Genomic DNA, 21,518 nt, shown 5'->3' with positions numbered 1-21,518 from the left:
CCGACAGACGTCAACGATCATCAGCGCTCAGCCGGCGTCAACACTACGGCAAGCAAACGTGCGAGCGCGAACCCTCAAAAAAAAGAAACAGGAGAAAAACTGATGCGTGTTTCCAGACTCTTGCCAGGCGCACTGGCAGTCATGATGTGCTTTCCGGTTGCAGCTACATTTGCCGCCGGAGCTGAAAAAACAGCTACCACCGACACCAAAGCAGAAAACAAGGCCGAAAAAAAGGCAGATACCGACAAGAAAAAATGGGATGTGAATAATCCGCCCGGTGACAAACAAACGGTGGATATCGATACCCGCAGCGGCACCTGGATGAGTGTCGATGTCAGCCCAGATGGCAAGCAACTGGTATTTGATTTGCTCGGCGATATTTACAGCCTGCCTGTGTCCGGTGGTGAAGCGAAAGCGCTCACGCATTCTGTCGCCTGGGAAATGCAGCCGCGTTTTTCGCCGGATGGCAAACATATTGCATTTATGTCGGACGCAGGTGGTGGCGATAATGTCTGGGTCATGGATGCCGACGGCAGCAACGCACGTGCCGTGACGAAAGAAGATTTCCGCCTGTTGAATAATCCGGTCTGGCATCCGGATGGCAATTACATCGCTGCCCGTAAACATTACAGCGGCACGCGTTCGCTGGGCTCGGGTGAAATCTGGATGTATCACACCAGCGGCGGCGCAGGCATACAACTGAATGAAAAACCGAACTGGCAAAAAGATCTGGGCGAACCCGCATTCTCGCCGGATGGCCGTTATGTCTATTATTCGCAAGACACAACTGGCGGCACTTCGTTTGAATACAACAAAGACTCGAATGGGCAGATTTATCAGATTTTCCGCAAAGATTTGCAGGACGGTAAAGTCAAAGCCATCGTCAGTGGCCCCGGTGGTGCGGTGCGTCCTGTGCCTTCGCCGGACGGAAAATACCTCGCCTTCGTGCGTCGTGTGCGCAATCAATCGACGCTGTTTCTGAAAAATCTGGAGACCGGCGCTGAAACTGCCGCCTGGCCTGAACTGGAACGCGATATGCAGGAAGCCTGGGCGATTCACGGCGTGTATCCGGCGTTTGCGTGGATGCCGGGCAGTAAAGAAATTGTGGTCTGGGCCAAGGGAAAATTATGGCGTCTTGATCCGTTTGCAGGCAAAGCAACTGAGATCGCTTTCCATGTCAAAGATACGCGTGAAATTCGTCCGGCATTGCGCTTCGCGCATGAGGTCGCGCCGGATCAGTTCGATGTGCATCAGCTGCGGTGGGTAAATGTGGCACCGGCAGGTGACAAAGTGATTTATTCGGCGCTGGGGCATTTGTATATCCGCGATTTACCGAATGGCACACCGCGTCGCCTGACGAAACAAACCGAGAATTTTGAATATTTCCCCAGCTTTTCCCGTGATGGTAAAAGCGTCGTTTACACCACCTGGAATGATCAGAAACTGGGTACGGTCAGAGTGCTGGATATCGCCTCAGGCAAAGACACTGTAATCACGAAAGCACCGGGTAAATATGTGCAGGCCCGTTTTTCACCGGATGGTAAGCAAGTTGTTTTCGTCAAAGCCAGAGGCGGTTACCTGACCACGCCGTGGTATGCAGTCGAAACAGGTGTGTATATCGCCAATGCCGACGGTAAATCTGCACCGATACTGGTGACGGAAGACGGTAGTGCGCCGCAATTTGGTAAAGATAGCAGCGCAGTGTATGTGAGCCGGACCAAATACACCGGCGAAGTCGATTGGACGACATCGCTGGTGCGTGTGCCTTTGGATAAATCGCCGGAACAGGCGGTCGCAAAGAGTGAATTTGCCGGTGAATTTGCGATCTCACCTGATGGTGAGTGGCTGGCATTCGGTGAGCGTTTCCATGCGTATGTGACGCCGCTGCCGCTGGCGGGCAAACCAATCACGATAGGCCAGAAAATGGATGCGCTGCCAGTCAAACAACTGGATGTGAACGCTGGCCAATATCTGCACTGGTCGGGCGATAGCAAGAAAATTCATTTTGCGCTGGGTGATGAATTGTTCACCCGCGATCTGAAAGACGCCTTTGCTTTCGTGCCTGGTGCGCCGAAAGAGTTGCCTAAATTCAGTGAAAACGGCATGAAAATAGGCTTTGCGCAAAAGGCTGATAAACCTGCCGGTGTGACGGTGATTTCTGGTGCAAAAATTGCGACCATGAAAGGCGATGAAGTGATTGAAGATGGCCGCATCGTCATCAAAGACAATCGCATTGTGCAGATAGGTAAAACGTCAGAGGTGGCGACGCCTGCCGGTGCAACGGTGATTGATGCGAAAGGTAAAACGATATTGCCGGGCATCGTGGATGTGCATTGGCATGGTGGCATGGGTGAGGGCGGCATTATCCCGCAACAAAGCTGGATCGATTACGCGTCGCTCGCTTTTGGTGTGACGACGATACATGATCCGTCAAACGACACCAATGATATTTTCACGCACAGCGAATTACAAAAAGCCGGAGAAGTGGTGGCGCCGCGTATTTTTTCCACCGGCACGATTTTGTACGGCGCAAAAGGTAATTTCAGCGCTGTGGTGAATAGTCTGGATGACGCGATGACGCATCTGAAACGCCTGAAAGCAGCGGGTGCGATTTCGGTGAAAAGCTACAATCAGCCACGCCGCGAACAGCGTCAACAGATTCTGGAAGCCGCACGGCAGACCGGCATGATGGTGGTGCCCGAAGGTGGCTCGCTGTTCCAGCACAATATGACCATGGTGGTTGATGGCCATACCGGTGTCGAGCACGCGTTGCCAGTGGAAAAAGTCTATGACGACGTCAAGCAGTTATGGTCGCAGACCAAGGTCGGTTATACCCCGACGCTGGGCGTTGCTTACGGCGGTCTGGATGGCGAACATTACTGGTATGCGCGTACTGATGTCTGGAAGCATCCACTCTTGTCTAAATACGTGCCGCGCTCGGTATTGCAACCGCGCAGTGTGCGCCGTGTGACCGCACCGGAAGAGGATTTCAATGTGTTCCGTACCGCGGAAACCGCCGTGGCGCTGCAAAAAGCCGGTGTACCTGTGAATCTGGGGGCGCATGGTCAGCGTGAAGGTCTGGCGGCGCATTGGGAAATGTGGACGCTGGTGCGCGGCGGTATGACACCGATCGAAGCGATCCGCAGTGCGACGATGAACGGCGCGCGCTACCTGGGGCTGGATAAAGATGTGGGCTCGCTGGAACCGGGCAAACTGGCCGATCTGATGGTGATCGATGGCGATGTGCTGAAAGACATTCGCCAGTCAGATCGCATCACTCAGGTGATGATCAATGGCCGCTTATACGATACCGCCAGCATGAATGAAACCGGTGCAAGCAAAAAAGCCCGCAAGCCTTTCTTCTTTGAAGGCATCAACGGCGCGAACGTGCCGGTGGAAGCCAATGATTATTCGCATAATCACGCGGAAGAATAAACACCACTCAGACCTCTTGCAGGTTCAGGGTGAATACACCTTGTAACGCGGGAGTTTTTTTAAGAATGGCATTATTCCACTTTGGGTAATGCCATTTTTTATGGATTTTCGATTTTTTTTAAAAAACGCTATACATTTTTGCTGCATTGCAGTATATTGGAGCTGTCTCCTCCAATACCCCACAGGTTTTGGATTCAAGCCCGCAATTGCGGGCTTTTTTTTTCGCCATCTGATTCTGTGATTTCTGAAATCAGATGCTTGTCCGGGCATTTTTATTGCGTTGCACCAAAAGTGGGCTTTGTTATGGTGAGTGCCGGCTTCATTGCGGTGCATTTGATGTTTTTATCCGGTGGGGTATTTTTTGTTGCGCCTGGTTTCGCAGAATACTGTCATCAGGCGCGTGTGCAAGAACTCTGTGTTCGGTTTGAAGCGGCAATCCGGCACAGCTGGTATCGCTTTTGAAAAGATGTCAGAAAACATGCAATACTGTACTTTTTAACAAAACAGATAACGAGACATGAGCATCCAGCCGAAAGAATTCATCGTCAACAAAAGCCACTTGCCTGAATCCAGATTCGTCCCTTTGCGTGTACCAACGCTGGGCGAGCTCCAAGACGGACAGGTGTTGCTGCAGATAGACCGTTTTGCTTTCACCTCGAATAACGTGACCTATGCCGCTTTTGGCGAGGCTATGCAATACTGGAATTTCTTTCCCACAGAAAAGGGCTGGGGAAATATTCCGGTCTGGGGCTTTGCCGATGTCATCGCGTCCAAAGCCGATGGTGTGCAGGTCGGCGAACGGTTCTATGGCTACTACCCGATGGCGACGCATTTGACCGTGAATGCCACCCGCGTGTCGGACGCAGGTTTTATGGATGGGGCAGAACACCGCCAGACCATGCATGGCTTGTACAACCATTACGTCAGAACCACGACCGACCCCGGCTACACCAAAGAATCGGAAGACGTGCAAGTGCTGCTGCGGCCGCTGTTTATCACATCCTTCATGATCGATGATTTTCTCGATGACAACCAGTTTTTCGGTGCGCAATCGGTGCTGATTTCGAGTGCCTCCAGCAAAACGGCGTATGGCCTCGCGTTCATGCTGTCGCAGCGCAAGGATAAAACCTGCAAAGTGATCGGCCTGACCTCGGCAGCGAATCTGGACTTCGTCCGCAATATGGGAATTTACGATCAGGTCATCAGCTATGATCAGGTTGCCACACTGGCGGCTGATCAGGCTGTGGTGTATGTCGATATGGCGGGCAACGGGCAGTTGCGCAGCCAGTTGCATCATCATTTCGGCGACAACATGAAATACAGCTGCGCCGTTGGCGGCACGCACTGGGATGAACTCAGCGGTGCATCCGGTTTGCCGGGGGCGCGACCAACCCTGTTTTTTGCTCCGGCACAAATCAAAAAACGCATCACAGACTGGGGCCCGGGCGGAGTACAGAAACGCCTTGCAGACGCATGGCAAGCCTTCATGCAACCCGTCACGGCGGCTGAAAAACCGTGGATGCAGATCAGCCACGGCTATGGCGAAACCGATGTACGTCAGGTCTATGAAGCCATGCTGAGCGGTGCCGCCCGCCCGGATCAGGGGCATGTGCTGTCTCTGTGCCGTCCGTTGGATTAAACGACTTTCTTAACCAATATTGTCAGAGTGCAGGCAAATCGCCCGATTGCCTGCTACTGATTTTTTGTACTAAACGCGTTGGCTGGCAGCCTCAGGTGCTCTCCATACTCTTTTTCAGCCCTTCAAACCCCGAAAATATACTCCCCGGGGTATATCTGCAAGCCCAATGTTTCTGCAGGGATTAAGGGTGTTTTATTAAAAACAGGGGGGAGTATGCAGAATGAGAACATTTTCCCCTCGGGTTTAGGCGCATGCGTCTGTGCGCCTAACTGATGTGATACCCCGACATATTTGAGCCTGCGACGAACGCGGGCAGGTTCCTGTTGTTATACTGTGCGTTTAATCAGTATAACGAAAAAAAGCTATACCAGATAAGGACTTGCGAGGCATTGGAACTTGTTGCTTATTTTTCATTCATCTGTTATTTTGCCATTTTGCACTTTAAAACAAGTTAGGCATCTATGAGTTGCATGCTCCGAGCCGGTGGCACAAATTTCAATGCGGACGGCTTCATCGCTAGCGTCCCACTTCTCATTGATTCAATGTGGCGGAAGGGTGAGAGGCACTTCCCGAATAGCACTACAAACGAACAAATCAATGAATCCTCGGGCATTCGAATTGTGGCCAGCGAAGCCAGCTTCTCCGATTTGCCGCAGCAAATTGAAGATGTAATTTCGTTCCTTCAAAGCAACCTTGAAAACCTAGATCGCCTGAGTTCGTTCCCTGGTGTTGAGTGGTTGGTTCTTGATTTCGGGGCTGAAATATATCCGCCTGGTTGGTCCTCATTCACATTTCCGCCAGCGTTGTTGTCGTTGTCAGGTCAGGCCGGTATTTCTCTGTGTCTGTCGGTGTATCCAACCGAAAATGAGGCAGAAGCCAATGCCTAACATCACAATCCACCGGACCTTCGGCAAGCTGCGCTTGCCTTCGTCCGGTGATTTTCAACGTTAGGCATCAGATGAAGCTCGCTCGCGTTGACGAAACTCTGACAAACCTAGAGATCGCCCATCGACAGCTCGAGCGCGCGATTGACTTGTTCATGGGGCCGAAGGACTACGTTTCCGCACTAACTCTCGCGGGTGCCGCTGAAGAAATCCTAGGCAAGCTACTAAACAAGCGAGGGCAAACGCATTGGCTAGACGAAATCACGTCAGGCGCACTTGGCGCTCTCGGCTTTGTTGACGCCGAGGCAGATTCCCCTGAAGCAAAAGCGGCGAGAAAGGAGATCGCCAATCTAGCCAACTTCTACAAGAATCGTTGCAAGCACTTTAGTGAGGTCGATCAGATTTCATTTCCAGTTGATGTGAAGGCTGCAGAGATGATTGATCGCGCAGTGTCCAACTACTGGGACCTTACCAATAGGGAAACGGGTGCGATGGGGAGATTTCGGGAAGTCGTTCTTCGATATGGGGGGCACGGTGAATAGCATGCTCCTGATGCCTAACCAGTCGCTCAACCGGACCCGCAACGGCATGCCGCCTCCGGGCCTCATTTCATTCTGGCCCTCCGGCGCCATGCCGTTGCGGGCCGGTTAGCTTCAACGTTAAGTATCAAACATGTCCCCTGATTTACTACCATCCATTCCGAAAATACGCCGGGTCACGCAATCGCTGGCGATGCTGGATGCGATACTTTGTCCGGAATGGGAATATCGCTATTACAGCTTTGATCGCCACTGGGGGCAGGGGGAAGAAATGGCTTCGATGCGGAATGGCTGCGGCGATGACTGGTTCTTGCTGCTGGACGCTGCCGGGGCGGCGATCAAGGGTTACGCACATGAACTGGCCGATGATGCTGAACTTCCTCACAACATTCAGGCGCAGGTGCCGGCGAATTTTGCGTCATTTTTGCAGGAGCCGGCATTTTCTATGGAGCGCGCAACTTTTTGCTACTGGCGACAAACGGCCGATGTGGACTGGAGTAAGGTCAGCAGTAGTTTAGATAATGATGGTTCCGATGACATGCTTGCGCTGATCGTGTCGTCGCCCGCCGCTTATCAAGCATGGGCGGAAGAGTACTACGAGATTGCTGTGTCGCTTGCAGCGGTAGAGGCGCTGTTTTCTCATCAGCCGCTTGATGATGCTGTCATTCTGGCGCTGAACGCCGATGCTGATTTAAGTGCAGTCTATGCTGAGGCTGAGGCAATTGGCTACCCGAAAAGCGTTGCCTGACGTGTCTGTCAGCTTGCCGAATTCAACACAGGCGTATCGTTGAATGTGACTTTTCAGCTGCGGTGGACGATATTCTGAAGCGTGCATATTGCGTATTTGCTTTGTGCTTACTGAGCATGCAGCAGCCCGACAGCATGTGTGCGCGCTCAAGCGTATTGCACTGAGGTCTGCAGATACCCGTTTTTTCACAGAAGCAGATGCGGATAATCTTCCCGCAATGGCGGTATTGACGATGGAGTATGTCAAAATGGCGGTCTTGTCGCGTTCTGTCTTCGCATCTTGTGTTTCTTTATTTTCAGGATACGCTGTGTACGGAGCGATATTCCTGTCGTATGTATAACTATCTGGAGTCATAACATGTTTCAGCACGTCGAGGCCTATCCTGGTGATCCTATTTTGTCTTTGAATGAGGCGTTTGGCAAAGATCCTCGTCCAAACAAAATTAATCTGTCCATCGGTATTTACTTTGATGATGCCGGCAAGATTCCTATGCTGCCATCGGTGCGTGCGGCGGAGTTGAAGGTGGTGGCAGAAGCGGGCGCACGTCCGTATTTGCCGATGGAAGGCGCGGCGAATTTCCGTACCGCGGTTCAGCATTTGTTGTTCGGCGCGGAACATGCGGCGGTCAAGGCTGGTCGTATTGTAACTTTGCAGACGGTGGGTTCCAGCGGTGGTCTGAAAGTCGGCGGCGATTTTATTCATCGCTATTTCCCCGGTTCCGTCATGCTGGTGAGTGACCCGACCTGGGATAATCACCGCGCCGTGTTTGAGGGCTCCGGAATCACGGTTAAAACCTATCCTTACTATGACGCCGCGACTGGTGGCCTGCGTTTTGATGCCATGCTGGAAGCGTTCAAAGCGGCAGAAAAGAAAAGCATCGTCTTGTTGCATGCATGCTGCCACAACCCGACCGGCGTTGATCTGACGCAGGCGCAATGGCAGGCCCTGGTGCCAGTGCTGAAAGAGCGCGAGCTGATCGCTTTCCTCGATCTGGCTTATCAGGGTTATGGCGATGGCATAGAGGAAGACGCGTATGCGGTGCGCTTGCTGGCCGATGAGGGTTTGAGCTTCTTCGTCGCTAATTCTTTCTCCAAGAGCATGAGTCTGTATGGCGAGCGTTGTGGCGCGTTGAGCGTTGTTTGCCCGGATGCGGCGCAGGCGGTGAACGTGCTCGGTCAGATGAAGGCAACGATACGTCGCAATTATTCGAATCCGCCTTTGCATGGTGGCCAATTAGTGGCGCGCGTGTTGACAGATCCAGAGTTGCGCCCGATGTGGGAAGCAGAGGTAGTTGCGATGCGTGATCGTATTCAGTTAATGCGCCGTCAGTTGCACGATGTGCTGAGTGCGAAATTACCGGGCCGCGATTTCAGTTACTTCCTGACGCAACGCGGTATGTTCAGCTACACCGGCCTGACAGCAGAACAATGTGATCGTCTGAAAGACGAGTTCGGCGTGTATCTGGTGCGTTCTGGCCGCATGTGCGTCGCTGGTCTGAATACGGGCAATGTCGAAGCAACGGCGAAGGCGATTGCGGCAGTGCTGAGTTAATCACGATGTCACGCCGGGTGCAGCCCGGTTTCGCTGAACGTTGATTATTCAGTGATATGCGTAAAAAACGGCGCTGTTGAGCGCCGTTTTTATTTGTCTGCCGGTATGTGTTGCGTGGCTAAGGTGTGTATCGTGGTTGCTGGTATTTTCAATAACTGCGTGAACGCCGTATTCAGGCTGGACTGGCTGCCTGTAGTCCATGCGGTGACATTGGCGGCGTCACTGCTATGTGTCAGCAAATCCGTTTTGATGAGCCGCCGTTTTAATTGCTGAGCGACGGCCAGTCCCGTATCGATGATGTGCATTTGCCTGCCCGGTGCCGAGGTTTGCGCAATCACCTCATTGATGAGTGGGATTACGAACGGGTAATGTGTGCAGCCCAGCACTATGGCATCTGCACCTGCGTGCAATAAAGGTGTGACGTATTTCTGCACCAGCGAGTAGGTGACACCAGAATGCAGTTCGCCTTTTTCTATCTGGCTGGCCAGTCCGATACAGGCTTGCTGTTCTACTTTAACGCCGGTCGTCTGCGTCAGATGATCGCGCAGATCCTGAAATTTTTTACTGTGTAAGGTGCTTTGCGTCGCGAGGACACCGATGATGCCGGATTGACTCAGCGCCGCGGCAGGCTTCAAGCCGGGTTCAATGCCGACGATGATCAGATCAGGGTGGCGCTGGCGAAGTAATTGTATCGCCGCTGCAGTCGCTGTGTTGCAGGCGACGACCAGTGCTTTGATGTGATGCTGCAAGAGAAAATCAGTGATCGCAAAACTGCGTTCAATAATCACTGATTCGGATTTTTCGCCGTAAGGAGCAAAGCCCGAATCGGCAAAATACATCAGAGATTCGTGCAGCAGCGTCTGACGAATGTGCTGTAACACCGATAAGCCGCCAACACCGGAATCAAACACGCCTATCGGTGCATCAGGGGAAAATCGCATCGTCATTTTATGATGAGAGGAAAAAGGCAGAGCAATGCCGGATACAAAATACCGGCTTTGCGCTGCCTCTTTCCGTGGTGATGAACCGGGAAACAGGCGGGGATTACTGCACCGGAATGATACCGATTTTTGCCTGCCATTCTTTCGGGCCGGTATTGTGTACCGAGGTGCCGTTTGAATCAACAGCAACGGTCACTGGCATATCGACGACATCGAATTCATAGATCGCTTCCATACCCAGATCGGCGAAGCCAACCACTTTCGCAGATTTGATCGCTTTCGAGACCAGATAAGCCGCACCACCCACTGCCATCAGATACGCCGACTGATGTTTTTTGATCGATTCAATCGCAACCGGGCCACGTTCTGCTTTACCGATCATCGAGATCAGACCGGTTTTTTCCAGCATCATGTCGGTGAATTTATCCATGCGGGTGGCCGTGGTCGGGCCAGCCGGGCCAACTGCTTCATCACGCACAGGATCAACCGGGCCAACGTAGTAAATCACACGGTTGGTGAAATCAACTGGCAGCGATTCACCTTTCGCCAGCATATCCTGAATACGCTTATGCGCTGCATCGCGGCCGGTCAGCATTTTGCCGTTCAAGAGCAAGGTCTGACCTGGTTTCCAGGAAGCGACTTCTTCTTTGGTCAGGGTGTTCAGGTCGATGCGTTTGGATTTTTCTGTGTCTGGTGTCCAGTGGACTTCTGGCCAGTCAGACAGTTTCGGTGGTTCGATATAGCTCGGGCCGGAACCGTCGAGTACGAAGTGAGCGTGACGTGTTGCTGCACAGTTAGGGATCATCGCAACTGGCTTGGATGCAGCATGCGTAGGATACATATTGATCTTCACGTCGAGCACCGTCGTCAGACCGCCCAGACCCTGTGCGCCGATACCGAGTGCATTGATCTTGTCGCACAATTCGATACGCAGTTCTTCAGTTTTGTTTTGCGGGCCGCGTTGTTTGAGTTCGTACATGTCGATGTCATCCATCAGGGATTCTTTCGCCATCAGCATCGCTTTTTCTGCGGTACCGCCGATACCGATGCCCAGCATACCCGGTGGGCACCAGCCTGCGCCCATCGTCGGCACCGTTTTCATGACCCAGTCCACCAGCGAATCAGAAGGATTCAGCATGACGAATTTCGTTTTGTTTTCAGAGCCGCCGCCTTTTGCTGCGACTTTCACATCAACGGTATTGCCAGGAACCAGTTCCATGTGAACCACGGCTGGCGTGTTGTCTTTGGTATTTTTGCGTTCAAACTGCGGGTCAGCAACGATAGAAGCACGCAGCTTATTTTCAGCCAGGTTATAGCCCTGACGTACACCTTCGTTCACCGCATCAATGATGGAGCCGGAAAAACCTTCAAAACGTACGCCCATACCGATTTTCAGGAAGACGTTAACGATGCCGGTATCCTGGCAGATAGGGCGGTGACCTTCGGCGCACATGCGCGAGTTCGTCAGAATCTGCGCAATCGCATCTTTCGCGGCAGGGCTTTGTTCTGCTTCATAAGCACGCGCCAGATGCGCAATGTAATCAGCAGGATGGTAGTAACTGATGAATTGCAGGGCTGCAGCAACGGATTCGATCAGGTCGTCTTGTTTAATGACTGTCATGATGTGGCTCTTGGCTAGGTGAATGAAAAAAGATGGGGTTCTTTGCGCTGTATCGTTGCAGTGCCGAACTCGGTACAACGAATATTGGCGCGGGTGTCAATCAGTGATGTGGCTGAGTCCCAATAAAGATGCGGGTGTCCGGATGACTGCTCTGGAAGACCGCATGAATATTGGGAGACAGGGCTCATAATTGATTTGAGTTTGTGCGTTGTTCTTAATGTTTAGCAGCAGCTTGCTGCGTCTTGGTCATAATCTGATCGCAGTAGGCAATGGCCAGTGCGGACAGCAGGAACACAATGTGTATGGCCGTTTGCGCAATGATCACTTCTGATTTGTAATTGCCGGCATTGATGAATGTTTTCAGTAAGTGGATAGACGAGATACCGATGATCGCCATCGCCAGCTTCACTTTCAATACGGAAGCATTGACGTGCGACAGCCATTCCGGCTGATCCGGGTGACCGTCCAGCCCGAGACGGGAAACAAAGGTTTCATAGCCACCGATAATCACCATGATTAAGAGGTTGGAAATCATGACGACGTCGATTAATCCCAATACCACCAGCATGATCGTCGTTTCGGTCAGTTTGGCCGGACGATCACCGCCGGTGGACACTGCATCAAGAATATGTTGCAGCGAGGCCTGATTGCCAAGTGCTGCACCGATCAGATCAACCAGTTCTACCCAGAAATGAAAGACATAAACGCATTGTGCAAGGATCAGTCCCAGATAAAGCGGCAGTTGCAGCCAGCGGCTGAAAAATATCAGGTTAGCGAGTGGCGATAGTTTGCTGTGGGTTTCTGGTGTTGACATGGGGTGTTCTCTTCGTCTCTTTGTCTTTATCTGCCAGGTTGACATGAATGCAGGCGGTATTTTACATGGGCGCTGCCAGATCGTGTAAGTCCGCCTGATTTGTTGCCGCGGATTGTTACGGCGTCAGGCAGCAGACCGGCATCGCGTTGCCGTGCTGAAATCGCTGCTGTTTTCCTTGTGATTGTTATATTGTGGGAGTGACAGGATTTTACTGCTGACCTGTCGCGGTAAATTGGTATTGTTCTGGTATGGTTTTCCCGTGCAAACCGTAAGGCTTGAGTAAGTCTCCAAGTTTAAGGTTTGCCTATTACTTCGTTGATGATTTCAATCAAACTATAAAAATTGGAGACACGTATGTCAGACCTTAACGCAACTTCAGGATCCGCCACAGAAGCAAAAGCCGAATCACGGATTTTCCCTCCGCCAGCCGCTTTTGCTGCGAATGCAACGATTTCCGGCATGGATGCTTACCACGCGATGTGCAAAGAAGCAGAAACCGATTACGAAGGCTTCTGGGCCAAGCTTGCGCGTGAAAATCTGCATTGGCACAAGCCGTTTGAAACGGTGCTGGATGAAACGGACGCACCGTTTTATAAATGGTTTGAAGACGGTCTGATGAACGTGTCCTACAACTGTCTGGATGTGAATCTGCAAAAAGGCAATGGCGATAAAGTTGCCGTGATCTTCGAGGCTGATGGCGGTGAGGTCACCAAGGTCACCTACAAAGAACTGCATCACAAAGTCTGCCAGTTCGCGAATGGCTTGAAATCTCTCGGTATCACTAAAGGTGACCGCGTTGTGATTTACATGCCGATGTCAGTCGAAGGCGTGGTCGCCATGCAAGCCTGCGCCCGTATCGGCGCAACACATTCCGTTGTGTTCGGTGGCTTCTCCGCAAAATCCTTGCATGAACGTATTGTTGACGTTGGCGCGGTTGCGATCATCACCGCAGACGAACAGGTGCGCGGCGGTAAACATCTGCCCCTGAAAGTGATTGTGGATGAAGCGCTGACATTAGGCGACTGCGAAAAAGTTAAAAATGTCGTGATTTACAAACGCACTGGCGGTGCAATTAACCTGACTGCCGGACGCGATCTGTGGATGCATGATCTGGTTGCCAATCAGTCTGATGTCTGCGAACCTGAATGGGTCAGCGCCGAGCATCCGCTGTTTATTCTTTACACTTCCGGCTCCACCGGCAAACCTAAAGGCGTGCAGCATTCTTCCGGCGGTTACCTGTTGTGGGCGATTCTCACAATGAAGTGGACGTTCGACATCAAACCATCCGATGTATTCTGGTGTACCGCTGATATCGGCTGGGTCACTGGTCATACCTACATTACCTATGGCCCGCTGGCCGTCGGTGCGACAGAAATCGTGTTTGAAGGTATTCCAACCTTCCCGAATGCCGGACGTTTCTGGAACATGGTAGAAAAACACAAGGCAACGATTTTCTATACTGCTCCAACTGCAATCCGTTCGCTGATCAAAGCTGCGGATGCGGATGCGAATGTGCATCCGTCAAAATTTGATCTGTCATCCTTGCGCTTGCTGGGATCGGTGGGAGAGCCGATTAATCCGGAAGCGTGGATGTGGTACTACAACAATATCGGACGCGGTAATTGCCCTATCGTTGATACTTTCTGGCAGACAGAAACCGGTGGTCACATGATGACACCATTGCCAGGCGCGACACCACTGGTACCGGGTTCCTGCACCTTGCCTTTGCCTGGAATTATGTCGGCCATCGTGGATGAAACCGGCCATGATTTACCGAACGGGCAGGGTGGTATTCTGGTTGTGAAGCGTCCGTGGCCTGCGATGATACGCACCATCTGGGGCGACCCGGAACGCTTCAAAAAAGGCTATTTCCCAGAGGAATTCGGCGGCAAGATTTATCTTGCCGGTGACGGTGCGATACGCAATAAAGATACCGGCTACTTCACCATTACCGGTCGTATCGATGATGTGTTGAATGTGTCTGGTCACCGCATGGGCACGATGGAAATTGAATCGGCACTGGTTGCACACCCGCTGGTGGCAGAAGCTGCCGTGGTTGGTAAGCCTGATGACACCACAGGTGAAGCGATTTGCGCATTCGTGGTGCTGAAACGCAGCCGTCCGATCGGTGATGAAGCGAAACAAATTGCGACAGAATTGCGTAACTGGGTTGCCAAAGAAATCGGCCCGATTGCCAAACCAAAAGAAATTCGCTTTGGCGACAATCTGCCGAAAACCCGCTCCGGCAAAATCATGCGCCGCTTATTGCGTGTTCTGGCAAAAGGCGAAACCATCACGCAAGACGTATCAACTCTGGAAAATCCAGCGATTCTTGATCAGTTGAAAGAATCGCAGTAATTGATTTAGTCGTTGAATAAACGACGGTTTTTCTACTCAGCGAAAACGGCATTGCCTGAATGGTGATGCCTTTTTTTTGCCGAATTTGCACAGAATTTTATAGATGCAAGCCTCTGCACATTGATGCTGAATGTCTTATCGCTTGTTTCCTTGTTTATTCCGGAAGCGCTTCCAAACTGAATAATTCTTCAACGGGTACTTGTAAACAGCGTGCAAGTTTGAGTGCCAAAATAATCGATGGCACCATATTCCCCGTCTCAATGGCGTTGATAGATTTTCGGGTAATGCCACTCATTTCTGCAAGATCCGCCTGAGTCAGATCACGTATCGCTCGCTGCACCTTCATCGTGGTTTTCAATTGTTCATTCATATTATTGGTTCAAAAAAATGCGCAGATCATCGACTAGCGATCCAATATGAGTATGGTGGCGATGAAGACGCAAAGGCCAAGCGTCAGGCTCATGCTGCTCATGATCCATACGTTATTTTGCTCAGTGAATTGCAGTAAAACGGCGAGTACTGGTTGTGCAAGTAAAACGCTCATGAATCCGTAACGATAGGCACGCTGTACGCTGGCGATGCGCAGCTCGTCTTCGAGTACGGCTTTCATCGCTGAGTCATTGGGGGCTGACCTGAGACCTTTTTTTCGAACGGAAAATATTCCTGCAATGATGAATATCGGCAGGATTTGTAAAAACTGCTGCAGTCGATTGCCCCAGCCTGATTCAGGAAAGAGATTGATGGCGAGGGCGATTACTCCCAGGAGAATGACGACAATCAACGCAAGCCACAACATTGTTCGCGAAGCGTGAATAAGTTGATCGGTTTTCGCTGTATCTGATTTTTGCATGATGATCCTCTTCCTCAAAATGAATTGGCAAATGGCTTATAAAGTCATGAGAATAGTAACTCATTAATCTCAAAAAGAAACCTATGGGTTTCTTTTTGTGGTTTTTAATTCACGCGGTCTCTTTTTGTGGCGATCGGCGCTTTTTTTTGGGGGGGATTGAGATACGAAGCCGGGAGTCTGAGAAATTGATCTCGGATTATCCTCGAAATTTCTGGGGGGGGGCTTTTGAGCGAGAAGTTTTTTTACGCGCAGAGCTTGATGTGTACAAGCATCTGCGCGGTGATGTGGAATTAATTAGCGAATTAGCGGTTGTTGCGGGACATGAAGATCAGGCGTTCAAATAAGTGCACGTCTTGCTCGTTTTTCAGCAAGGCACCGTGCAGTGGTGGGACGATGGCTTTATTGTCTTTGCTGCGCAGTGCCTCGGCAGGAATGTCTTCTGCCAGCAAGAGTTTCAGCCAGTCGATAAATTCGGATGTGGAAGGTTTCTTCTTCAGGCCTGCCACATCACGCACTTCGTAAAATGTCTGTAATGCGTGCGTCAGCAACTCTGCTTTCAGTTTCGGGAAATGGACATCGACAATTTTTTGCATTGTTTCTTTGTCCGGAAACTTAATGTAATGGAAAAAGCAGCGGCGCAAAAATGCATCCGGCAATTCTTTTTCATTGTTTGATGTAATGATGACCAGCGGCCGGTGTTTAGCGCGCACCATTTCGCGTGTTTCGTAGACGTAAAATTCCATACGATCGAGTTCGCGCAGCAAATCATTCGGGAATTCAATATCGGCTTTATCAATTTCATCGATCAGCAAGACGACAGGCTGATCGGCGGTAAACGCCTGCCACAAAACGCCTTTGACGATGTAGTTATGGATGTCTTTGACGCGTTCATCACCAAGCTGGGAATCACGCAGACGGGACACGGCGTCGTATTCATACAGACCTTGCTGGGCTTTGGTGGTGGATTTAATGTGCCACTGCAGTAAGGGCATATTCAGCGCTGCTGCGACTTCTTCTGCCAGCATGGTTTTACCGGTGCCGGGTTCGCCTTTGATCAGTAACGGGCGTTGCAGTTTTAACGCAGCGTTGACGGCAAGTTTTAAATCATCGGTGGCGACGTAGTTGTCGGCACCATCAAAACGGAGAGTCGTGGTTTCCAGCGTCATGGTGGTATCAGAAGAGTTAAGTCAGTGGAGTTAAATAAGCTCATCGAGTATAAGCGAGAATCTGTAATTTTGTGAACGGATGTGCGTTTTTCAGAATCGACAATAATAGTTTTGTGTAAGGACACAACGCGGAGCAAAACCTCAGAACAACAAACTGCTGCATAGTTGTGCAAATTGTGGGTTTTTGCTGACTTTTTTTTACGCAAAATTGATTTTGATCATATAGAATGCTGAGCTACATCAAGGTGTTGTCTTCATTTTTCAGTTTGTATAATTCTTATTAAAGCTCATATGAAAAAACTGTTCGCACTCCTCGTTTTCACGAGTCTCGCTCAAGCTGCAGCAGCGGCTGAAGTTGTTGGCAATGCTAAAGATGCTGCTGATAAAAAAATCGCCATGTGCATTGGCTGCCATGCCATCCCCGGATACAAGGCAACTTATCCTGAAGTTTTTCAAGTCCCGATGATCGGTGGCCAGTCTGCGAAATATATAGAAAGTGCGCTGAAAGCATACCAAAAGGGTGAACGGAAACATCCGTCTATGCGCGGTATTGCTGGCAGCCTGAGTGATCAGGATATCGCTGATTTAGCTGCTTACTATTCACAACAAAAATAAGAGTCGGAGATCAAGATGAAAAAAGTCAAATTACTGGCGGTGCTGCTTTCGCTCTGTTCTGTTCCTGCTTTTGCTGCAGGGAATATTGAGGCGGGCAAAGCTGCAACTGAAAAAAATAACTGTGCGTCTTGCCACGGCAAAGATTACAACTCTCCGATTGATCCTGCTTACCCTAAACTGGCCGGGCAACATGTGGATTATCTGGCGCAGGCACTGAAAGCGTATCAGCGCGGTGCGGATGGCCCGAACGGCCGTGGAAATGCGATTATGGGCGGACAGGCAAAGGCCTTGTCAAATACCGATATTCAGAATATCGCCGCTTACCTGCACAGTTTGCCGGGTAGTCTGGTACTGAAAAAATAAGTCAGAACAACACTCGTTCATTCAGCGCCAAGTGTTAAGAGGGAAAAGCCACGTTGACCGTGGCTTTTTTTATCGGCATCGTTGCTGTAATGCCTCGATATAGGCCTGACCATCCGGAGGCAACCCGGTTCGCTGGGAGTTCCAGATCATCTCACCCAGACATTCCATGATCTGATGATGCGCTTCGTGTTCTGAGTTGTATTTGTTGGCAAGAGTCTGAAATGCGGCTTTGACGCCGCGTGGCTGATCGACAGAGATTTGCTCTGAAATCGACAGATGCATCGATAAGTGCAGAAATGGATTGGTTTGTCCCTGATCGACGCTGTAATTCGCCTGCAGTGCTTCTTCTGCATCGTGTAAAGTCTCATCGTATTCAGGGTGTTGCCTGATCCAGTCTGAAGCAATCGCTTCCAGTGGTGTCAGAATCTCACGTGCCTGGCTTTTTCTGTAAGTTTCACAAAAAAAACGTCTGACATCTTGCTGGCTGGGGTTAAACATAAGATTGATACCGAAGCTTGAATTTGAAGTTTGCTATTGTAGGGGGAATTTTCGTTTATCGCTTTGAAGCCTGAAGATTTTCAGGCTTCATTTTTTCATGTGCTACTGTCAAAAGGAAAAAACAATGCTCAATCAGGATGCTCTCGATACTTTATTCACTCGTGCCCGTACACATAATGTCTGGCTCGACAAGCCCGTCAGCGACGCGCAGTTGTATCAGATTTATGAATTGATGAAGTGGGGCGCGACTGCGGCGAATTCAACGCCGGCGCGCATAGTCTTTGTAAAGTCGGACGCTGAAAAGGAAAAGTTAGCTGCCTGCGTCTCTGCGGGAAATGTCGATAAAGTGAAAACTGCGCCGGTGACTGCCATTATCGGTATGGATATGGCGTTCTATGAGCAATTACCTAAACTCTTCCCGCACACTGATGCACGTTCATGGTTTGCCGGAAATCAGGCGGCGATTGAATCGACGGCTTTTCGTAATTCATCATTGCAAGGCGCTTACCTGATGCTGGCGGCACGTGCTATTGGTCTTGATTGCGGACCGATGTCTGGTTTTGATGCCGAGAAGATCGATCAACACTTTTTTGCCGGAACGGAAGTAAAGGTTAATTTCATCTGCAATCTGGGTTATGGCGATACAGAGAAATTATTTCCCCGTTCGCCACGCCTCAGTTTTGAAGAAGCCTGCAAAATCGTATAACGTGCTTAGCTGGTGGCGCACGATGCAATCATGCCTTTACACCTTATCGGGTAAGGGCGTTTTTTGTTTGTATTCGCACAGGTCAGCGATCATGCAATTCCAGCATTTCGGTTTTCTGGCGATACAGGTATAGCGGCCATGCAGGATCAGCCAGTGATGTGCGTCCTGACGGAATTCTTTTGGTACGAATTTCATCAGTTTTTGTTCGACAATATCAACATTTTTACCCGGTGCGAGGCCGGTACGGTTTGATACTCTGAAAATGTGCGTATCGACCGCGATGGTTGGTTCGCCAAACGCTGTATTCATCACCACGTTGGCAGTTTTTCTGCCGACACCGGGTAAAGCCTCCAATGCTTCGCGGTTACGCGGTACTTCACTATGATGCTCCGTGATCAGCAGGTGACAGGTTGCGATCACATTTTTTGCTTTGGTCCTGAACAAGCCTATCGTCTGAATATACGGAATTAATCCATCAACACCGAGGGCATAAATGGCTTCAGGGGTGTTAGCGACCGCATACAGCACGCGGGTTGCCTTGTTGACCGAGACATCGGTTGCCTGAGCCGACAATAAGACCGCAATCAGTAGCTCGAAAGGCGTTTTGTATTCAAGTTCTGTTGTTGGATGCGGGTTTTCTTTTTGCAGGCGCGTAAAAATGGCATGCCGTTTTTCTGCATTCATGATTTATTTTGCTCCGCTTCCGCTGCAATTTTTTTTAATCTGGCGCGTTCCATTGCGGCGGCAATCACTGCCTTTTTGCGTTCTTTGCTGCGTATTTCCTCCTCGCTCAGCGCAGGTTCCAATTCCAATGCCTTCAGTTTTGCAGCAGCTTTGGCGGCAAGTCTCTCATCATTTTCACGCTTTTCACGCGCTAAGCGCATGGTTCTGAATTCAAATTGCTGACGCGCGCTATTTGCTTGTTCCTGGCTCCACGCATTCCAGCCAGTTTTTCCTTCGGTGACCGGCTGCATGGCGATGCAATCGACAGGGCAGGGGGCAACACAGAGATCGCAGCCTGTGCACAGACTGGCGATGACGGTATGCATCTGCTTTGGTGCACCGATAATGGCATCGACGGGGCAGGCTTGTATGCAAAGCGTGCAGCCTATGCAAAAGGCTTCATCAATAATGGCAACCGGGCGTTCGCGCTCTGCGCCGCGACTGGTATCGAGTGCGATCACCGGCAGATTCAGTAGCTGTGCCAGCCGCTCCACGCCTTGCTGACCACCCGGAGGACATTGATTGTAACTGGCTTCACCAGAGGCAATGGCGTTAGCGTACAGGTGGCAGGAAGGATAGCCACATTTTGTGCATTGCGTCTGTGGAAGCAGATCTTCGATTTGTGCGGCGATGGAAGTGGACACGGGAAGTGAAGTAAACAAATAAATGCGTTGTGTGAAGCCGAGATTATCTACGCAAATTTCAGGAACAACAATGAAAAAAGCCACCATCCGTGAGAATAGTGGCTGCAGATTTGCCGTTCTGAACCCTTGTGGATGGCAATGAGATCAGGCGTGTTTCTGAATAAATTCCGCAATTTTCGGAGCGATGATTTCGCGCCAGCGACGACCGGAAAAAATACCGTAATGTCCACAGCCAGGGGCTACGAAATCCTGTTTCATGTTTGCCGGAATGCTGCTGCAAAGCTCATGTGCTGCCTGGGTTTGACCTGCGCCGGAAATATCGTCGAGTTCACCTTCAACAGTGAATAAGGCGACTGTTTTGATGTCCTGCGGACGCACCATTTTACCTTCGACTTCCCAGGTTCCTTTCGGCAAATGAAATTCCTGGAACACGGTTTTAATGGTTTCAAGATAGTAATCGGCCGGCATATCCAGAACCGCATTGTATTCATCGTAAAACTTGCGATGCTGTTCTGCAGATTCATCATCACCTTTGACCAGATGCTGGTAAAAATCCCAGTGACTTTGTGCGTGACGATCCGGATTCATGGCGACAAAACCCGTATGCTGTAAAAAACCCGGATAGACTTTTCGACCATAACCCGGATAGTTTGCAGGCACGCTGTAAATCACGGTGTTCTCGAACCACGAGAATTTCTTTTCGGTGGCGAGGTTGTTGACTTGCGTCGGTGATTTGCGCGGATCTATCGGTCCGCCCATCATTGTCATGGTTTTTGGCAGATAAGGATCTTTATCGGTGGCCATCAGAGAAATCGCTGCCAGTACCGGAACAGTCGGCTGACATACTGAGATAACATGCAGATCCGGGCCTAGAGTGCGGATAAATTCCTGCACATAGTAGATATAGTCATGCAAGTGAAAGCGACCTTCCGACAACGGTACCATGCGTGCATCGGTCCAGTCAGTGATATAGACATCGTGCATTGGCAATAAGCCGCGCACAGTATCGCGCAAAAGAGTTGCGTGGTGTCCTGACAGCGGTGCGACCAGCAATACTTTGGGTTGCTTTAATTTTTGCAGGTCTTTTGTCGGTAATACTTTTTTAAAGTGCAGTAACTTGCAAAAGGGCTTGATTACTGTTGTTTCCTGGACGATTTCCACCACTTGTTTGTTGATCGTCGTTGATGTGATGCCAAATTCCGGTTTCTCGTAATCTTTCCCCAGTCTGAACATTAATTCGTAACCAGCGGCGACTCTCTGAGCATAAGGTGTGTGTGCGAGAGGAGAAACCGGGTTAGTGAAGAGCTTGGAGGAGGCTTCTGCCCATTGGGTTAACGGGGTCAGGAAAGCGCGATTGAGTTCATGGAGTTGATAGAGCATGATGACATCTTTCTGGTCAAAGACGGATAGTCCGTTTTCTTAC

22 protein-coding genes are annotated in these 21,518 nt (G+C 50.5%); 12 read left to right on the top strand and 10 right to left on the bottom strand.

The features are described 5' to 3' along the window. The first annotated feature begins 102 nt into the window (after nucleotides 1-102). The 7 genes from ACPAOP_RS08255 to ACPAOP_RS08225 all read left to right on the top strand — a co-directional run bounded on the left by ACPAOP_RS08255 (nucleotide 103) and on the right by ACPAOP_RS08225 (nucleotide 8,796). On the top strand, nucleotides 103-3,435 hold the full coding sequence (locus tag ACPAOP_RS08255; RefSeq protein WP_423709913.1) for an amidohydrolase family protein: 3,333 nt from the start codon (nucleotides 103-105) through the stop codon (nucleotides 3,433-3,435). Between the two features lie 81 nt (nucleotides 3,436-3,516). After that, on the top strand, nucleotides 3,517-3,897 hold the full coding sequence (locus ACPAOP_RS08250; protein WP_423709912.1) for a hypothetical protein: 381 nt from the start codon (nucleotides 3,517-3,519) through the stop codon (nucleotides 3,895-3,897). A 55-nt stretch (nucleotides 3,898-3,952) separates the two neighbouring features. After that, nucleotides 3,953-5,074 (top strand): DUF2855 family protein, encoded by a 1,122-nt coding sequence (locus ACPAOP_RS08245; RefSeq protein ID WP_423709911.1) that lies wholly within the window; start codon nucleotides 3,953-3,955, stop codon nucleotides 5,072-5,074. Nucleotides 5,075-5,535: 461 nt separating this feature from the next. Then, nucleotides 5,536-5,961 carry a hypothetical protein gene (locus tag ACPAOP_RS08240; protein ID WP_423709910.1) on the top strand — a complete coding sequence of 142 codons (426 nt, stop codon included), beginning with the start codon at nucleotides 5,536-5,538 and terminating at the stop codon, nucleotides 5,959-5,961. A 71-nt stretch (nucleotides 5,962-6,032) separates the two neighbouring features. Then, nucleotides 6,033-6,500 carry a hypothetical protein gene (locus ACPAOP_RS08235; RefSeq protein WP_423709909.1) on the top strand — a complete coding sequence of 156 codons (468 nt, stop codon included), beginning with the start codon at nucleotides 6,033-6,035 and terminating at the stop codon, nucleotides 6,498-6,500. A gap of 130 nt (nucleotides 6,501-6,630) precedes the next feature. After that, nucleotides 6,631-7,245, top strand: a complete 615-nt coding sequence (locus tag ACPAOP_RS08230; protein WP_423709908.1) for a hypothetical protein — start codon at nucleotides 6,631-6,633, stop codon at nucleotides 7,243-7,245. A gap of 357 nt (nucleotides 7,246-7,602) precedes the next feature. After that, nucleotides 7,603-8,796 (top strand): aromatic amino acid transaminase, encoded by a 1,194-nt coding sequence (locus tag ACPAOP_RS08225; protein WP_423679823.1) that lies wholly within the window; start codon nucleotides 7,603-7,605, stop codon nucleotides 8,794-8,796. 89 nt (nucleotides 8,797-8,885) lie between these two features. On the opposite strand, the gene murI is transcribed toward ACPAOP_RS08225, so the two are convergent. From murI to ACPAOP_RS08210, 3 genes are all read right to left on the bottom strand, one after another. After that, nucleotides 8,886-9,737, bottom strand: coding sequence for a glutamate racemase (gene murI, locus ACPAOP_RS08220; protein ID WP_423709907.1), 852 nt, complete (start codon nucleotides 9,735-9,737; stop codon nucleotides 8,886-8,888). Between the two features lie 103 nt (nucleotides 9,738-9,840). Next, nucleotides 9,841-11,358 carry a fumarate hydratase gene (locus ACPAOP_RS08215; protein WP_423709906.1) on the bottom strand — a complete coding sequence of 506 codons (1,518 nt, stop codon included), beginning with the start codon at nucleotides 11,356-11,358 and terminating at the stop codon, nucleotides 9,841-9,843. A gap of 214 nt (nucleotides 11,359-11,572) precedes the next feature. After that, complete coding sequence (locus ACPAOP_RS08210) at nucleotides 11,573-12,172, bottom strand: TIGR00645 family protein (RefSeq protein WP_423709905.1); 600 nt, start codon at nucleotides 12,170-12,172, stop codon at nucleotides 11,573-11,575. A 354-nt stretch (nucleotides 12,173-12,526) separates the two neighbouring features. Here ACPAOP_RS08210 and acs point away from each other — a divergent pair, with 354 nt between their 5' ends. After that, nucleotides 12,527-14,530, top strand: a complete 2,004-nt coding sequence (gene acs, locus ACPAOP_RS08205; RefSeq protein ID WP_423709904.1) for an acetate--CoA ligase — start codon at nucleotides 12,527-12,529, stop codon at nucleotides 14,528-14,530. A gap of 154 nt (nucleotides 14,531-14,684) precedes the next feature. Here the strand turns inward: acs and ACPAOP_RS08200 are convergent, their stop codons facing one another. Both ACPAOP_RS08200 and ACPAOP_RS08195 read right to left on the bottom strand, forming a co-directional pair. Then, nucleotides 14,685-14,900 (bottom strand): helix-turn-helix transcriptional regulator, encoded by a 216-nt coding sequence (locus ACPAOP_RS08200; protein ID WP_423709903.1) that lies wholly within the window; start codon nucleotides 14,898-14,900, stop codon nucleotides 14,685-14,687. A 33-nt stretch (nucleotides 14,901-14,933) separates the two neighbouring features. Continuing rightward, the gene (locus ACPAOP_RS08195) at nucleotides 14,934-15,380 is read right to left on the bottom strand and encodes a hypothetical protein (protein ID WP_423709902.1); all 447 of its coding nucleotides are present in this window, start codon (nucleotides 15,378-15,380) and stop codon (nucleotides 14,934-14,936) included. Between the two features lie 83 nt (nucleotides 15,381-15,463). Between ACPAOP_RS08195 and ACPAOP_RS08190 the strand changes: the two genes are divergently transcribed. After that, nucleotides 15,464-15,724, top strand: coding sequence for a hypothetical protein (locus ACPAOP_RS08190; protein ID WP_423709901.1), 261 nt, complete (start codon nucleotides 15,464-15,466; stop codon nucleotides 15,722-15,724). Here the strand turns inward: ACPAOP_RS08190 and ACPAOP_RS08185 are convergent. Then, nucleotides 15,683-16,546: an AAA family ATPase gene (locus ACPAOP_RS08185; RefSeq protein WP_423709900.1), complete on the bottom strand. Its 864-nt coding sequence runs from the start codon at nucleotides 16,544-16,546 to the stop codon at nucleotides 15,683-15,685. The two genes, ACPAOP_RS08190 and ACPAOP_RS08185, sit on opposite strands and share 42 nt — an antisense overlap. 291 nt (nucleotides 16,547-16,837) lie before the next feature. Here ACPAOP_RS08185 and ACPAOP_RS08180 point away from each other — a divergent pair, with 291 nt between their 5' ends. Beyond that, nucleotides 16,838-17,161: a c-type cytochrome gene (locus tag ACPAOP_RS08180; RefSeq protein ID WP_186898153.1), complete on the top strand. Its 324-nt coding sequence runs from the start codon at nucleotides 16,838-16,840 to the stop codon at nucleotides 17,159-17,161. 15 nt (nucleotides 17,162-17,176) lie between these two features. Beyond that, nucleotides 17,177-17,524: a c-type cytochrome gene (locus ACPAOP_RS08175; protein ID WP_423709899.1), complete on the top strand. Its 348-nt coding sequence runs from the start codon at nucleotides 17,177-17,179 to the stop codon at nucleotides 17,522-17,524. 69 nt (nucleotides 17,525-17,593) lie between these two features. On the opposite strand, the gene ACPAOP_RS08170 is transcribed toward ACPAOP_RS08175, so the two are convergent. Continuing rightward, nucleotides 17,594-18,022, bottom strand: a complete 429-nt coding sequence (locus ACPAOP_RS08170) for a DUF1841 family protein (RefSeq protein WP_423709898.1) — start codon at nucleotides 18,020-18,022, stop codon at nucleotides 17,594-17,596. 97 nt (nucleotides 18,023-18,119) lie between these two features. On the opposite strand from ACPAOP_RS08170, the gene ACPAOP_RS08165 reads away from it, so the two are divergent. Further along, complete coding sequence (locus ACPAOP_RS08165) at nucleotides 18,120-18,728, top strand: malonic semialdehyde reductase (protein WP_423709897.1); 609 nt, start codon at nucleotides 18,120-18,122, stop codon at nucleotides 18,726-18,728. Between the two features lie 36 nt (nucleotides 18,729-18,764). On the opposite strand, the gene nth is transcribed toward ACPAOP_RS08165, so the two are convergent. The 3 genes from nth to ACPAOP_RS08150 form a co-directional block, all read right to left on the bottom strand. Continuing rightward, a complete protein-coding gene (gene nth / locus ACPAOP_RS08160; protein ID WP_423709896.1) occupies nucleotides 18,765-19,412 on the bottom strand; it encodes an endonuclease III in 648 nt (215 codons plus the stop codon). Then, the gene (gene rsxB / locus ACPAOP_RS08155) at nucleotides 19,409-20,095 is read right to left on the bottom strand and encodes an electron transport complex subunit RsxB (RefSeq protein ID WP_423709895.1); all 687 of its coding nucleotides are present in this window, start codon (nucleotides 20,093-20,095) and stop codon (nucleotides 19,409-19,411) included. Before rsxB ends, nth begins: the two co-directional genes overlap by 4 nt. Nucleotides 20,096-20,239: 144 nt before the next feature. Continuing rightward, nucleotides 20,240-21,475, bottom strand: coding sequence for a polyhydroxyalkanoate depolymerase (locus ACPAOP_RS08150; protein WP_423709894.1), 1,236 nt, complete (start codon nucleotides 21,473-21,475; stop codon nucleotides 20,240-20,242). Nucleotides 21,476-21,518: the final 43 nt, after the last annotated feature.

Source organism: Undibacterium sp. WLX3042, from assembly GCF_049544825.1.
Classification (GTDB): Bacteria; Pseudomonadota; Gammaproteobacteria; order Burkholderiales; family Burkholderiaceae_D; genus Undibacterium.
Note: the sequence above shows the minus strand (reverse complement) of the source record. Positions and strands in the feature narration are given on the sequence as shown.

Bases quoted from the DNA above. Each gene is read 5' to 3' on its own strand.
- ACPAOP_RS08255 (WP_423709913.1), top strand. From the start codon at position 103: ATGCGTGTTTCCAGACTCTTGCCAGGCGCACTGGCAGTCATGATGTGC.
- ACPAOP_RS08245 (WP_423709911.1), top strand. From the start codon at position 3,953: ATGAGCATCCAGCCGAAAGAATTCATCGTCAACAAAAGCCACTTGCCT.
- ACPAOP_RS08240 (WP_423709910.1), top strand. From the start codon at position 5,536: ATGAGTTGCATGCTCCGAGCCGGTGGCACAAATTTCAATGCGGACGGC.
- ACPAOP_RS08235 (WP_423709909.1), top strand. From the start codon at position 6,033: ATGAAGCTCGCTCGCGTTGACGAAACTCTGACAAACCTAGAGATCGCC.
- ACPAOP_RS08230 (WP_423709908.1), top strand. From the start codon at position 6,631: ATGTCCCCTGATTTACTACCATCCATTCCGAAAATACGCCGGGTCACG.
- ACPAOP_RS08225 (WP_423679823.1), top strand. From the start codon at position 7,603: ATGTTTCAGCACGTCGAGGCCTATCCTGGTGATCCTATTTTGTCTTTG.
- murI (WP_423709907.1), bottom strand. From the start codon at position 9,737: ATGCGATTTTCCCCTGATGCACCGATAGGCGTGTTTGATTCCGGTGTT.
- ACPAOP_RS08215 (WP_423709906.1), bottom strand. From the start codon at position 11,358: ATGACAGTCATTAAACAAGACGACCTGATCGAATCCGTTGCTGCAGCC.
- ACPAOP_RS08210 (WP_423709905.1), bottom strand. From the start codon at position 12,172: ATGTCAACACCAGAAACCCACAGCAAACTATCGCCACTCGCTAACCTG.
- acs (WP_423709904.1), top strand. From the start codon at position 12,527: ATGTCAGACCTTAACGCAACTTCAGGATCCGCCACAGAAGCAAAAGCC.
- ACPAOP_RS08200 (WP_423709903.1), bottom strand. From the start codon at position 14,900: ATGAATGAACAATTGAAAACCACGATGAAGGTGCAGCGAGCGATACGT.
- ACPAOP_RS08195 (WP_423709902.1), bottom strand. From the start codon at position 15,380: ATGCAAAAATCAGATACAGCGAAAACCGATCAACTTATTCACGCTTCG.
- ACPAOP_RS08190 (WP_423709901.1), top strand. From the start codon at position 15,464: ATGGGTTTCTTTTTGTGGTTTTTAATTCACGCGGTCTCTTTTTGTGGC.
- ACPAOP_RS08185 (WP_423709900.1), bottom strand. From the start codon at position 16,546: ATGACGCTGGAAACCACGACTCTCCGTTTTGATGGTGCCGACAACTAC.
- ACPAOP_RS08180 (WP_186898153.1), top strand. From the start codon at position 16,838: ATGAAAAAACTGTTCGCACTCCTCGTTTTCACGAGTCTCGCTCAAGCT.
- ACPAOP_RS08175 (WP_423709899.1), top strand. From the start codon at position 17,177: ATGAAAAAAGTCAAATTACTGGCGGTGCTGCTTTCGCTCTGTTCTGTT.
- ACPAOP_RS08170 (WP_423709898.1), bottom strand. From the start codon at position 18,022: ATGTTTAACCCCAGCCAGCAAGATGTCAGACGTTTTTTTTGTGAAACT.
- ACPAOP_RS08165 (WP_423709897.1), top strand. From the start codon at position 18,120: ATGTGCTACTGTCAAAAGGAAAAAACAATGCTCAATCAGGATGCTCTC.
- nth (WP_423709896.1), bottom strand. From the start codon at position 19,412: ATGAATGCAGAAAAACGGCATGCCATTTTTACGCGCCTGCAAAAAGAA.
- ACPAOP_RS08150 (WP_423709894.1), bottom strand. From the start codon at position 21,475: ATGCTCTATCAACTCCATGAACTCAATCGCGCTTTCCTGACCCCGTTA.